Source organism: Alphaproteobacteria bacterium, from assembly GCA_020638555.1.
GTDB lineage: Bacteria > Pseudomonadota > Alphaproteobacteria > Bin95 > Bin95 > JACKII01.
On record JACKII010000004.1, the window covers coordinates 266,151 to 279,536 of the forward strand.

Here is a 13,386-nt window from a genome sequence, read left to right on the forward strand (position 1 = left end):
GCAGGAGAGTGGTTCAACCAGGACCAAAAGCACCCTAGGCCGCCTGCTCCACCGTCGGGCCGTCGCCGGCCAGCGTGGTGCGGCGCACGTCCCGCGGTTCGTGGCTGGGAAACGGGCGGGCGCGGTGCATCGTGCGGCGGTTGTCCCAAATCACCAGATCGCCCTTGCGCCAGTGGTGCCGGTAAACGAACTCGCGCTGCGTCGCATGGTGGGTCAGGTCGCCCAGCAGCAGCATCGCCTCCGGCGTCGGCCAGCCGACGATCTCTCCGGCGTGGGAGGCCAGATAGAGCGACTTCCGCCCGGTCTCCGGATGCACCCGCACCAGCCGTTGCCGCACCGGCTTCATCCGCTCCCGCTCCTCGTCACTGAAGCTGGTGAAGCCGATCAGGCGGCGGGAATAGAGCTGCGAGTGCTGGCAGATCAGGTCCTCGATCTCCGCCTTGGTGTCCGCGTCGAGGGCGTCATAGGCGGCGCGCATGTCGGCGAACTCGGTCTCGCCGCCCTTGGACGGCACGGTCCGCGCGTGCAGCAGCGAGTATTTCGCCGGGATCACCTTGAACGAACTGTCCGAATGCCAGAGCCGGTTGCCGATCCCGAACAGACGCCGCCGGTCTTCGCGCGCGAAGGGCTTGTTGTTCTCGTCCAGATTGGAGACGTCGGCAAAATTGGTCGAGATGCGCAGCTTGTCCTTGTCGCGCAAATTGGTGGTGACCGGCGGTTCGATCGGGCCGAGGCTCAGGGTGAACGCCATCTGCGTCTCGTCGGTGAGCGGCACCTCGCGAAAGACGACGACGGCGTATTCGTTCATGGCGGCGTGGATTTCGGCCGCCTGTTCCGGCGTGATCGGCTGGGTGATGTCGATGCCGCTCGCTTCCGCGGCGAAACAGGGGCCGATCTGGCGAAGGGTCAGGGGCATGGGCGGGTCCTCGGTCTGGCCTTGTCGGGGCTCTTGGGTCGCCATGCTAGGCGCACTCGCCGGCCGCGGGGAGTCGTTTCGCGTTGCGGACCGGAGTGATGTGTGCTCCATACCGGCCAACCAACCACAAAACACGAACGGGAGACGCTACCCTTGTCCAATGCCATCCGCGCCGACCTGCTGGCCGCGCACGACCGGGCCTGGGACCGGCTCGCCCGGCCGGGCACCTGGTGGAGCGGCGCCGAGCGGGTCGCCATCGCCGCCGCAACCCGGGCGGCCATCGCCTGCCCGTTCTGCCAAAGGCGCAAGGCCGCGCTCTCCGCCAACATGGTGAGCGGCGCCCATGCGGAAAGCCCCGGCGGCCTGCCGACCGCCGTCGTCGACCTGATCCACCGCATTCGCACCGATGCCGACCGCTTCGGCCCGTCGCTGTTCGCCCGCTTCGTGCCGGGCGTGCTGTCGGCGGAGCGCTATGTGGAACTGGTGGGCCTCGTCGCTTCGACCACCGCCATCGACACGTTCGATGCGATCCTGGGCCGGCCGTTGCGGCCCTTGCCGGACCCAAAACCCGGCCAGCCGTCGCGGCACCGGCCGAAGGGCGCGGCGTTCGACCGGGCCTATGTGCCGATGGTGGCGCCGGAGGCCGTCGACACCGGCAATGGTGACGAGGCAGCCATGTACGCCCAGCGCTCCGCCGCCTATATCCACCGCGCGCTGAGCCTGGTGCCGGCGGAGGTGGTGAATTTCTTCGACCTCGACGACCAGATGTACCTGCCGGACCGTCAGTTGCGCGATTTCGGCACGGAATACCGCGCCATCAGCCATGCCCAGATCGAGTTGCTGGCGGCGCGGATGAGTGCGCTCAACCGCTGCACCTATTGAACCACCTCGCATATCGTGCTGCTCCGTGGGAGCGGCGATCATACGGGGAATGCCTACCGGTTCGAAGCGGTGATGGACGGCACCAGCGACAGCGGTGTCGCCGACGCTGATCTGTTGCTGGCCTTTGCCGACGCGGTGCACACCGGCGATTTTGTGGCTGAACGGGCAGCGGTGCGGACGCAACTGGGCGAGGCCGCGCTGGTGGATGCGGCGGCGACCATCGCCATCTTCACCGCCGTGGTGAAGATCGCCGACGCCACCGGCATCCCGCTGGAGGACGCCAAGGCCGACACCAGCGCCGGGTTCCGCGACGCCCTGGGGATCGACGGCTTCGCCCGCTCCTGAGGAATGCCCCGACAGGGTTGCGCGCCGTCCGCCTCGGTCGCATGATCGGGGCGGATAACACATACCGGTAGGAGACACCCAATGGGTCAGGTTACAGGCAAGGTCGCGCTCGTCACGGGCGGGGCCTCGGGAATCGGTCGCGCCACGGCGCTGACACTGGGCCGCGAGGGCGCCGCGGTCATGGTGACGGATCTGAGCGAGGCCGGCGCGCAGGCGGTGGCGGACGAGATCGTCGCCGCCGGCGGCAAGGCTCAGGCCCTGCAACAGGATACCACCGACGAGGATCGCTGGCAGGCGGTGGTTGCCGCCACCGAGGCCGCGTTCGGCAAGCTGGACGTGCTGGTCAACAATGCCGGCATCGCCATCGCAGGGCCGATCGAGACCTTCAGCCTCGCCGACTGGCGCAAGCAGCAGGCGGTGAATGTCGAGGGCGTGTTCCTGGGCGTGAAGCACGCCTTCCCGGCGATGCGGCGGGCCGGTGGCGGATCGATCGTCAACCTGTCGTCGATTGCCGGCCTGCGCGGCAACCGCACCGGTCTGGGCGCCTACAGCGCCACCAAGGGCGCCGTGCGCCTGTTCACCAAGACCGCGGCCCTGGAAGGCGCCAAGGAGAAAATCCGGGTCAATTCCGTCCATCCGGGCATCATCGAGACACCGATTTGGGACGCGATCCTGCCCGGCGGCCAGGCCGGGCGCAATGCGGGCGACCTGAACACCCGCGCCAGCGCATCCGTGCCGACCGGCGTGCTGGGCCAGCCGCAGGACATCGCAAACGGCATTCTGTTTTTGGCCAGCGACCAGTCCAGCTATATGACCGGCTCCGAACTGGTAATCGACGCGGGCGTCACCGCCGGCTAGAGAGCGCTTTCGGCACGGGTTGCCCCCCTTCTTCTGCCCCATCTCCCGCGCAAGCGGGAGCCCATGCCTGAGAGCTTCTCACAGGGTACGGACGCTGTATTGGCCTCTCAGGCATGGGTCCCCGCTTCTGCAAGGACAGGGGAGATGGGGCGGTGCGCCAGCGGGAAAGGAACTCACTCTAGCCCCGCCGGCGCGGAGCGGAGCCGGCCGCTCGGGCCTTTCGGGCACGGTTGACAGGCCGGCTCCGTGCCGATCATCCTGCAAGGGTTCGCGCGAAGATTGCGCGGCGCAGACGGAAATCGAACGAACCCTTCCCGAGGAAATATCCCAATGAAACTGCTTGCTGCCCTTGCGGCCAGCGCAGCGCTTTTGTCCGCGACCGGGCCGGCGCAGGCTCAGACCGTCGGCGTGACCGACACGTCGATCAAGATCGGCAACATCAACCCCTATTCCGGCCCGGCCTCTTCCTATGGCGTCATCGGCAAGACACTGGTCGCCTATTTCAAGGCCGTGGACGCCGCTGGCGGCATCACCAGCAAGGACGGCAAAACCCGCAGGGTCGACTTCATCTCCGTCGATGACGGCTACAGCCCGCCGCGCACGGTGGAGCAGGCGCGCAAACTGGTCGAGGACGACCAGGTCGCCTTCCTGTTCCAGGTGCTGGGCACGCCGACCAACTCGGCCATTCACAAATACATGAACGCCAAGAAGGTGCCGCAACTCTTCGTCGCCACCGGCGCCAGCAAATGGGGTCAGCCGAAGAAATACCCTTGGACCATCGGCTTTCAGCCCACCTACGACGTGGAAGGCGAGATCTATGCCAAACACGTCATGACCAGTGTCGAGAACCCGAAGATCGCCATTCTCTACCAGAATGACGACTCGGGTAAGGACTACCGCGACGGCTTCCTGCGCGGCCTTGGGCCGGAAGGGCAGAAATCGGTCGTCGCCTCCATGCCCTACGAGGTGACCGACCCGACGGTGGACGCGCAGATCCTGCAATTGGCGTCCTCGAACGCCAACGCGTTTTTCGTCGCCGGCGTGCCGAAATTCGTCGCCCAGGCCTTGCGCAAGGCCTGCGAAATTGGCTGGCACCCCCTGCGGATGATCTCCAACACCTCGTCGTCGGTCAGCGCCACGCTGAAACCGGCCGGCCTCGACTGCTCGACCGGCGTCCTGACCGCGCAGTGGATGAAGGATCCGAACGACCCGCAATGGAAGGGCAGCGACGGCTACAAGGAATGGTTAGCCTTCATGGACACCAACATTCCGGACGGCGACAAGGGCGACGTGAACTACGTGTATGGCTACAATGTCGCAAAGCTGCTGGACGTCATGCTGACGAACTGCGCCGACCTGAGCCGCCCCGGCATCATGGCCTGCGCCGCCAATCTCAACCATGTCGAGTTGCCGATGCTGTTGCCGGGCATCACGGTCCAGACCTCCCCCACCGACTTCTACCCGATCCAGGCGGAGCAGCTTTCCCGCTTCGACGGTCACAAATGGGAGTTGTTCGGCCCGGTGATCGACGCGGGCTCCAAATAGGCGCAGGACCGGCCGCCGGTAGACGCGGTTCGGCTCAGAACCGCGTCAACTGCCAGGCCAGCAGGTCGGTCGCGACCATGAAATCCTCGATCCGCATTGCCTCGTCCGGATTGTGCGAGCCGTTGGCGTTGCGGATGAAGATCATGGCGGTGGGCACACCCGCCGCCGCGAACGCCGCCGAGTCGTGTGCGGCGCCGCTGGCGATCTCGATCGCATCCAGCCCCTTTTCGCGCACCCCCTGCCACAGGCTGTTGCGCAGGATCGTGTCCATCCGCCCCGGCGCGGCGCGGGTGATCTGGCCCAGGTCGAAGCGCACGCCGCGACGGGCGGAGATGCTGCGCGCGATCTCCTCCAGCCGGCTTTCCATCGCCAGCAGGAAGGCCGGATCCAGGCTGCGCAGGTCGAGGGAGAAGCGCACCTCGCCATTGACGATAGTCATGGCGTGGCGGTCCGGGTCGGTGGAGAACTTGCCGACCGTGAAGGCGAAATCGCTCCCGGCCGCCTCGATCTCGGTCCAGATGCCGTCGAGCGCCAGCACGAATTCGGACACCGCGATCACCGCGTCCTGGCGGTTCCAGCGCGGCTCGCCGCCGCAATGGGCATAGCGGCCAAGGCAACGGGCGGCCGGAAGGCGCCGGTTGCCGCGGATGCCGGTGACGATGCCGATGGGCGTCTCGCGCTCGTCCAGCACCGGCCCCTGTTCGATATGCGGCTCCAGAAAGGCACGGACCAGGCTGGTGTCGAGGATGGCGGGGCCGCCCTTCAGGGCCTCCGGGTCGCCGCCGCATTCGGCGATGTGCTCGGCCAGGCTGCGGCCATTGTCCGAGCGTTTCGCTTCCAGCGCGCCGTTCGGCAACATGCCCAGCGCCGCCCGGCTGCCCAGATAGGAGACGCCGAACCAGGCGCTTTCTTCCGCGCGGATGCCCATGACGGTGACGTCGCAGGCCGGTGTGATGCCGGCGTCCTTCAGCGCGGCCAGGGCTGTCAGGCCGCTGACCACGCCAGCCGCGCCGTCGAAATTGCCGCCCTGGGCGACCGAGTCCAGATGGCTGCCGATCAATACCGCCGGCGCGCGCCGGTTCTTGCCCGGCAGGGTGAAATAGCTGTTGCAGGCCGGGTCCTGCGCCACGCCCAGGCCCAGCGACTTCGCCGCCTCCGCCATGATCGCATGCGTCTTCTGCTCGCCCTCGCCATAGGAGGCGCGGGTGATGCCGACGCCGTCATGGGTCGCCTTCTCCATCCGGTCGAACAGATCGGCGGCAAAACGGGTGCGGTTGGCGACAGCGCGGGCGAGATCTGACACGGGCGGCGGGCTCCGACGGATGGCGGGAAAGGGCGCACCCTACGCCGGGCGGCGCGGGTTCGTCCAGAGCATCGGCCAGTCCAAGGAAGTCGTTGGAATGACGCAAGATACCCCGGAAAAGTTGAAACTCGGCGGCAGGTCCCGGCCGGCGCCGCCTCAGTCGGCGCGGGCCAGCACGAAATCCATGGTCACGACGTTGAACGGGCGCTCGATGCCCGGAAAACGCTCCAACTCCGCCGCAGTGGGTTCGCGGTCGAACGGCACGGCCAGGTCGGCACGCACGCCGAACACCGCGTCCTGGTCGATATAGGGGTCGTTTTCGTCGAAAATTTGGCTGACATGGCGCTTGTGGCCATCGGCACTGATCATCAGGTGGATATGCGCCGGGCGCCAGCAATGCCGGCCGGCCGCACGCACCAGCTCGCCGCCGGCCCCGTCCTCCGGCACGGTGTAGGACACCGGCTTGACCGTGGAGAAGCTGTACCGCCCCTCCCCGTCCGCATGCAGGGTGCAGCGCAGATTGTCGTCCGGCTGGCCGGGGTCCTGCACCGTGTAGAGGCCGTTCGGCCCGTTCTGCCAGACCTCCAGGATCGCCCCCGGCAGTGGGCCGCCATTGGCGCTGCGCACCTGGCCCTGCACCAGCACGCGCTCGCCCGGATTGTCCTTGATCAGATCGGCGCCGGTCTCCTTGTCCGGCTGGCCCGGCACGTAGAAGGGGCCCATCAGCGTGGTGATGGAGGCACCCTCGTCGTCCTTGCCTTCCAGCAGATCGACCAGGGCGGAGACGCCCAGCAGGTCCGACAGCAGGATGAACTCGTTGCGCTCGTCGGTGCTGATCTTGGCGGCGCGCAGCAGCACGCCCATCGCGGCTTCCCATTCCGCCGGCGTCAGCTTCACCTCGCGCACGAAATCGTGCAGGTGACGGATCAGGGCGGTCAGGATTTCGCGGGTCCGCGGGTCGGCGGTGCCCGCATAGGCGCTGACGACCGTGTCGGTGATAGTGTCGTAGGTGATGTCCCGCATGTTCGCCTCCGCGTTCGGGCCGCCCGGCAGAAGGCCGGGGCAAGCCTCGGCCATCATGTTACCAAACTGGCGACCCGCGCCAAGAGCGGCGCGGCGCTATTCCGCTGCCACCGCGCGTTCGCCCTGGCGCATCGGCTCCAGCCGATAGGGGGCCATGCTTTCCTGCGCCGCCGTGCGCCGCTCGTGCCAGCGCTGGCCGCCGCCGTAATAGGCGAGCGAGCCCGGCTTCGCGTTGCCGTCGCCGTTGTAATACGAGAAGCAATCGCGCAGCGGCGCCGACAGCAGGTCCATCTCGGCACAATGGCGGGCATAGTCGTCCTCCGCCTCGCGCGTGATGTCGATGGAGCGCGCGCCCTTGTCCTTCACGGTCTGGATCGCCCAGGTCACATAATGGGCATGCATTTCCGAGACGCGGGTGAAGTTGAACTGGCCGCCGCCGCCCTGCGGGCCGTTCATGATCAGCAGGTTGGGGAAGCCGGCCGAGTGCATGCCGAGAAAGGTCCGGGTGCCGTCCTGCTCCCACTTCTCCTTCAGCGTCACCCCATCGCGGCCGCGGATCATGTTGAACGAGCCGGTGCCCATCCACTCGAAGCCGGTGGCGTAGATCAGCACGTCCACGTCGTATTGCACGCCGTCATGCACCACACCGGTCGCGTTGATCTCCTGCACGCCGGTGGGGGCGGTGTCGACCAAGTGCACGTTCGGGCGGTTGAAGGAGGGCAGGTATTCGTCGTGGAAGGTCGGGCGCTTGCAGCCATAGGGGTAGTAGGGCTTCAAGGCCGCCGCGGTCTTCGGATCGTGCACCACCGCATCGACGCGGGCACGGATCTGCTCCATGATGCGGAAATTGGTGTTGAGCTGGCGCTGGATCAGTTCTTCCGGCGGCAAGGGCTTGGCGTGCTGCTTCGGCTTCTTGACGCTGTCGACCTTGCCCGACAGGAAATCGTCATTGCCCTGCAACGCCGTGCGGCCGGCGGAGATCAGGGCCAGCCGCTCGCGCCGCTTCACCGCCCAGTTTTCCTCGGTCGGCCAGGTGGCGTATTCCTCGGCCGTGGTCGCGCGCTGGTCGCGCACGTCGATGGTCGAGGGCGTGCGCTGGAACACATACAGGTCTTTCACCACCTTGGCGATTTCCGGCACGATCTGCACCGCCGTGGCGCCCGTGCCGATAATGCCGACGCGCTTGCCTTCCAGGTCGACATGATAGTTCCAGCGCGAGGTGTGGAACGCCTCCCCCTGGTACGTCTCCATGCCGCGAATGTTGGCCAGCTTCGGCGTGGTCAGAATGCCGTTCGCCAGCACCACGAACCGCGCCTTCATGGCGTCGCCGCGGTCGGTCTTGACGACCCAGCGGCCGCGGTCGTCGTCCCAGGTGGTTTCCTCGACGGTGGTGTGGAACAGGCAGCGGTCATAGAAACCGAAGCGTTCGGCCATGGTCTGGCAGTATTCGAGGATCTCGAAGCCGCTCGCGAACTTCATCGACGGGATGTAGCCCATCTCCTCCAGCAGCGGCAGGTAGGAATAGCTCTCCACGTCGCAGGCAATGCCCGGATAGCGGTTCCAGTACCAGGTGCCGCCGACATCGCCGCCCTTCTCGCAGAAGCGGACGTCGGTGAAGCCGGCCTGCATCAGCCGGTACCAGAGCAACAGCGCGCCGAAGCCCGCCCCGATCACCAGAATCTCGCACTCGTCGTCGAGGGCGTCGCGCGGGATCGGCGGTTCGGAATAGACGTCTTCCAGATACTTCGCGAACTCGCCTTCCATGGCGATATAGTCGGCGGCGCCGCGGCGCTCCTCCTTGTATTCGCGATACTTGGCCTGCTCGTCCGCGTTGAAGGCCGCGCCGGGCGGTGGCTCCGGCAAAGTCGTCAGCGTCTTGTCGGTGACGATGGAATAGCCCTTGCCGGCGATTTTGTCGGTGGCCTTGGCGGCGCGGGTGTGAAAAATCTTGCGACCGGTTTCCGGGTCGATGCGGATGGCGGCGGCGGACATGGCGGCGCGTCCCTCTCGTCTTGCGACATCGGGCCAGACCGGCAAAACCGGCCCGACCCGATGTTCGACTTTGGAATCATATACGCCCGAGCATACGCACGCCCGGAACCCCGCGCCAAGCCTTTTCCGCCGCCGGCCGCCGGCGCCAACCTCAGTCGGCGAACGGGTCCCGTACCAGGATGGTGTCTTCCCGTTCCGGGCTGGTCGACAGCAGCGCCACCGGTGCCTGGATCAGTTCCTCGATGCGGCGGACGTATTTGACCGCCGTCGCCGGCAGGTCCGCCCAGGAGCGCGCGCCGTAGGTGGAATCGCTCCAGCCCTCCAGCGTCTCGTAGACCGGCCGCACCTCCGCCTGCAATTTCGTCGAGGCCGGCAAATAGTCGTAACGGTTGCCGCTGGCGTCCTCGTAGGCGACGCAGACCTTCAGCTCCGGCATCTCGTCCAGCACGTCCAGCTTGGTCAGCGCGATGCCGTGGATGCCGCCGACCTGAATCGCCTGGCGCACCATCACCGCGTCGAACCAGCCGCAACGGCGCGGCCGGCCGGTGACGACACCGAACTCGCGGCCGCGTTCGCCGAGGTGCTGGCCGATGTCGTTGTCCTGCTCGGTCGGGAACGGGCCGCCGCCGACGCGGGTGGTATAGGCCTTGGTGATGCCCAGCACATAGCCGGCCGCATCCGCCGCCGCGCCCGAGCCGCTGGCCGCCTGGGCCGCGACCGTGTTGGACGAGGTGACATAGGGGAAGGTGCCGTGGTCGATGTCGAGCATCGCCCCCTGCGCGCCCTCGAACAGCAGCCGCTTGCCGGCCACTTTCGCATCGTGCAGCCGGCGCCAGACCGGCTCGACGAAGGGCGCCACTTTCGGCGCGATCTCGGCGAGGGTTGCCAGCAGGGCCGCCACGTCGATTTCCGGCTCGCCCTGGGCGCGCAGGAAGGTGTTGTGGTGCTCGGCAAGCGGCGGCAGCTTGACCGCCAGCGTCTCCGGCTCGTTCAGGTCGCACATGCGGATGGCGCGGCGGGCGACCTTGTCCTCGTAGGCGATACCGATGCCGCGGCCGGTGGTGCCGATCGCGCCCTTGCCGCGCGCCTTCTCCCGCGCCCGGTCGATGGCACCGTAGAAGGGCAGGATGACGGTGGCGTTCTCGGCAACACGCAGGATTTCCGGCGTGATCGTCAGCCCCTGGCCGCGCACACGCTCGATCTCGTCGAGCAGCGCCCAGGGGTCGACGACGACGCCGTTGCCGATCACCGACAGCTTGCCCCGCGCCAGGCCCGACGGCAGCAGCGAGAGCTTGTAGGTGGCATCGCCGATTTGCAGCGTATGGCCGGCATTGTGCCCGCCCTGGAAGCGCACGACCACATCGGCGCGGACCGACAGCCAGTCGACGATCTTGCCTTTGCCCTCATCGCCCCACTGGGCGCCGACGACGGTTACATTCGCCATGAGCCTGGAACCTTCCCTGCTCGCTCGTGTTCAGAACGGTTGCGGTATAGCGAAGGCTGCCGCGATTGGTAAGGGGGCGGATTGACGGCCGCCGCGCCAATGGCCGCGGTGGAGACGTGACGGCGGGTCCGGCTCAGGCCTTGGGGGGAGACCGGTCAGCGCCGGGCTCATCCTCGCAGGCTTCATCCGCGCGTTGCGACACCGGATCCTTCAGTTCATCCATGACCTGATCAACGACGATCCGCAATTGCTCTCGCAATGCCTTGTGGACGGGTTCGGCATCCGGATCAAATTTCCCCAGTTTGGTCGAGGGCTCCATCAATCGCGTAATAACATCCGCCATTTCATGATAGTATGGCTTTTGCACATGCTTTATTTTGCCGCAAACATTAGCCTCTTCGATTTCCTCTTCATACATATTCTTCATGGAATTGAGTCGCTTCTCCCATATATTTTATCATTGTGGCGTAATTCACATAATATTCAATAATTATACTTGAATATTGAAGATATAATACTACCTCTTATGGCGCTATCTCAATTGCCATTTTGGGATTTTATTGATTTGAAACGCTGGCAATGTATAATCAAGAATATCGAGCGCATTCATCCTCAGCGAAATACGTCATTAAAAACCATAAATATTTATCCAATTCGATGACTATTTTATCATCTCTGTGACATGATCCATAATTAAATTCAGATGAAGATTTCCATAAACGTTCTTCAAAAATAGATTTTTTTCCGATATCAATTTTTCAATACGAATAATTTCGAACTTTTCTCCACTTAATGATGCGTCATTATGATTATACATCATCGTCATTTGCGTCAGATTGCCGGCTTTTCATTACCAGCATACGCTCTATTGCTCGCCATTTGGTCCAGGGAAGTGGTCCTGGGGAATGGCACTGACATCGCCGGCCGACGAGAGACAGCCATCCATTGCGGTCGCCTCACCCCTTCTCTTCCCGAATACCCGGTTTCGGCTTCCGGCTCAATCGCGACCGAACCACTGGTGCCGGAGGCGGCGCCGGCACCACCTTGAAGTCAGGCGTTCCAGTCGAAGTCGGCGTCGTACAGGTCGGGCACGCCGGCATAAGGATGCCTATCCGAGAACCCGACCCGCACGGCGCCAACCGCCGCCCCTCCCGGTCGTCGCCGATCAGGGCAAAGCCGTCGTTCACCCCGATCGCGCCGGCCCGACCCCGAGACCGAATGGACAACCAGCGCCCTTCCTCACTCAGCCAGGTCCTGGTCGCGCAGATAGGCGCCCACGGCTCCGGCGCTTTCCGCCGGCGAGAGGTCGGGCAAGCGCGCGACTGGCAAGCGTGCTCCGCGGCAAAGTCCTCCCCCTCCCCTATGGCCTTGGCATGCCAGGGCAGGCCGCACACATCCGGCAGGGCCGGACAGGCCGCCGGGTCGAGGGCCGGAAGCTTTAGTTCCAGCCGGTCGGCCTGACGCTCGGTGTTCGGATCGCCGAGACAGCCCTCGTCCGGCCATTTCGCGAACAGCAGGCGCGCGGCCCAGGCGATGGTTTCGGGCCGCCAGTCATCCTCGACCACCAGGGCCGCACAGTGGGTGTAGCGCCGGCCGGGCTGGCCCTTGCCGCCCTCCGAGCGGGCCTGGATGCGGGCGAACAGGCCATAATATTTGACGCGACCGTCTCGGCGCGTTCGCAAGGGGCGATAGACGAACGCCCCGCCGTCGAAGCGGCCGGCGTCGACCGCGGTCACACCGCCCCAAAGCTTAAAGAAGGATTCCGGCGTGCAGTGTGACTGCAGCCATAGCGGAAATCCGGACGACATGCCGGTGACCCGATGTTCGGTCCCGGGCCGGATCGGGCCATCGGGATTGTGGCCACGGATCAGCTTGCCCGTTACCAGCAAATGGCACTGGGCGAGTGCCGGCGCGCCGGGTTCCTGTTCCGGCCCGTCAGACAAGGTCTTCCGCCCTCACGCTCAGCGGCCCCGTGACCTTGCCCGTCGCGGCGAACAGCAGCGGCGGCGCCAGGTTGAACGGGCGCCAGTTCTGCATGGCCTGGCCCTGGGATATCGGCACCGGATAGTGGTCGCGCAGCCCCTCCAACTCCGGATCGTCGTAATCGGTGGCCTCCACCGCACGGGTCAACAGGCCCGGCGCCTGCGGCCAGGGATAGAAATTGGCGGCGCCGTATCCGCCGACAAACCCGTATGTCGAGACCGGAAACACCCGCACCACAACGCCAGAGCCGCGCCGACCGGCGGCTTCACCGACGCCGTGAGCCAGAATGGTGCGGAACATCTGATCCATCCCCATCTCGCGAATCCGCCGGATCAGAAAATCCCGGTCCACCGCCTTCTGCATGGCATCGGCCCCGTATTTCGAGAACAGGGTCTCGTACTTCGTCAGGCAGATCGCAACCTGGCGCAATTTCGGTTTGCGCTGACTGTCCACGGTCAGCAGAATCGATTCGATATTGCGGTTGAGCGCATCGATGTTCATCTGCTGGTAATCATTGTCCCCCAGGCCCTGGCAGATCATCACGCCTTGCGAAGCAGCCAGGGCCTTGCGGTAGTCGTCGCGACGCTGTGCGGCCTCTCGATCCGTCGTGGCCTGCACGAACGCGTCATAGGCCAGATCGCCGCCGCGCCCGTCGATCAGTTCCAGTGCCACGGCCGACATCGCCTCTTTCCCGCCGCCCAGCCAACGGCGGAGACCCAACCCCGAGCCCTGTTTGGCGGCGCCGTTCCACAGGACGGTCAGGCGATAGCGATGGACCTGATAGGTGGCCTCCAGCTCCAACAGATCGCGACCGAAGAACATGGTATTGTAATGGCGGCTGAGGCGTTGCCAGACTTCCTCCTCCTCGTCCGATGTGGTGGCGTCGGAACGCACGAGCCGGGGGTTTTCCAGGGCGTCCGGTCCCTGGGTCAGGTCTTGCACGGGCTGGTTGATCAGCAGCGCCGCCACCATATGCGTCTTGCCGGATTGGGCCGGGCCAATCAACGTCACCGTGCGCTTGGCAGCGCCGCCTTGATTTGCCTGATCTGCCATTGTGCCTCCTGCCGCCGATGTTAGCCGAGGGCCCATCCGGTG

Annotated in this window: 12 protein-coding genes; 4 read left to right on the forward strand and 8 right to left on the reverse strand. The window is 65.5% G+C overall.

The window, feature by feature from the left end; translation table 11 throughout:
* Positions 1–34: 34 nt before the first annotated feature.
* Positions 35–916 carry a TauD/TfdA family dioxygenase gene (locus tag H6844_15250; GenBank protein ID MCB9930757.1) on the reverse strand — a complete coding sequence of 294 codons (882 nt, stop codon included), beginning with the start codon at positions 914–916 and terminating at the stop codon, positions 35–37.
* Between the two features lie 153 nt (positions 917–1,069).
* Here H6844_15250 and H6844_15255 point away from each other — a divergent pair, with 153 nt between their 5' ends.
* The 4 genes from H6844_15255 to H6844_15270 all read left to right on the forward strand — a co-directional run bounded on the left by H6844_15255 (position 1,070) and on the right by H6844_15270 (position 4,546).
* Entirely contained in the window at positions 1,070–1,798 is a 729-nt protein-coding gene (locus H6844_15255) for a hypothetical protein (protein MCB9930758.1), read from the forward strand.
* 15 nt (positions 1,799–1,813) lie between these two features.
* Positions 1,814–2,143, forward strand: coding sequence for a hypothetical protein (locus tag H6844_15260; protein MCB9930759.1), 330 nt, complete (start codon positions 1,814–1,816; stop codon positions 2,141–2,143).
* Positions 2,144–2,224: 81 nt separating this feature from the next.
* Positions 2,225–3,001: a glucose 1-dehydrogenase gene (locus tag H6844_15265; protein ID MCB9930760.1), complete on the forward strand. Its 777-nt coding sequence runs from the start codon at positions 2,225–2,227 to the stop codon at positions 2,999–3,001.
* Positions 3,002–3,331: 330 nt separating this feature from the next.
* The gene (locus tag H6844_15270) at positions 3,332–4,546 is read left to right on the forward strand and encodes an ABC transporter substrate-binding protein (protein MCB9930761.1); all 1,215 of its coding nucleotides are present in this window, start codon (positions 3,332–3,334) and stop codon (positions 4,544–4,546) included.
* Positions 4,547–4,580: 34 nt separating this feature from the next.
* Here H6844_15270 and H6844_15275 read toward each other — a convergent pair whose 3' ends face one another.
* From H6844_15275 to H6844_15305, 7 genes are all read right to left on the reverse strand, one after another.
* Complete coding sequence (locus H6844_15275) at positions 4,581–5,786, reverse strand: Zn-dependent hydrolase (GenBank protein MCB9930762.1); 1,206 nt, start codon at positions 5,784–5,786, stop codon at positions 4,581–4,583.
* A 219-nt stretch (positions 5,787–6,005) separates the two neighbouring features.
* Positions 6,006–6,872, reverse strand: coding sequence for a hypothetical protein (locus H6844_15280; protein MCB9930763.1), 867 nt, complete (start codon positions 6,870–6,872; stop codon positions 6,006–6,008).
* Positions 6,873–6,968: 96 nt separating this feature from the next.
* Positions 6,969–8,864 carry an NAD(P)/FAD-dependent oxidoreductase gene (locus tag H6844_15285; GenBank protein ID MCB9930764.1) on the reverse strand — a complete coding sequence of 632 codons (1,896 nt, stop codon included), beginning with the start codon at positions 8,862–8,864 and terminating at the stop codon, positions 6,969–6,971.
* A 151-nt stretch (positions 8,865–9,015) separates the two neighbouring features.
* Positions 9,016–10,308 carry an adenylosuccinate synthase gene (locus tag H6844_15290; protein MCB9930765.1) on the reverse strand — a complete coding sequence of 431 codons (1,293 nt, stop codon included), beginning with the start codon at positions 10,306–10,308 and terminating at the stop codon, positions 9,016–9,018.
* A 133-nt stretch (positions 10,309–10,441) separates the two neighbouring features.
* Entirely contained in the window at positions 10,442–10,735 is a 294-nt protein-coding gene (locus H6844_15295; GenBank protein MCB9930766.1) for a hypothetical protein, read from the reverse strand.
* A gap of 529 nt (positions 10,736–11,264) precedes the next feature.
* Positions 11,265–12,251, reverse strand: a complete 987-nt coding sequence (locus H6844_15300; protein ID MCB9930767.1) for a hypothetical protein — start codon at positions 12,249–12,251, stop codon at positions 11,265–11,267.
* On the reverse strand, positions 12,244–13,344 hold the full coding sequence (locus H6844_15305) for a hypothetical protein (GenBank protein MCB9930768.1): 1,101 nt from the start codon (positions 13,342–13,344) through the stop codon (positions 12,244–12,246). The genes H6844_15300 and H6844_15305 overlap by 8 nt, the downstream gene beginning before the upstream one ends.
* Between the last annotated feature and the right edge of the window lie 42 nt (positions 13,345–13,386).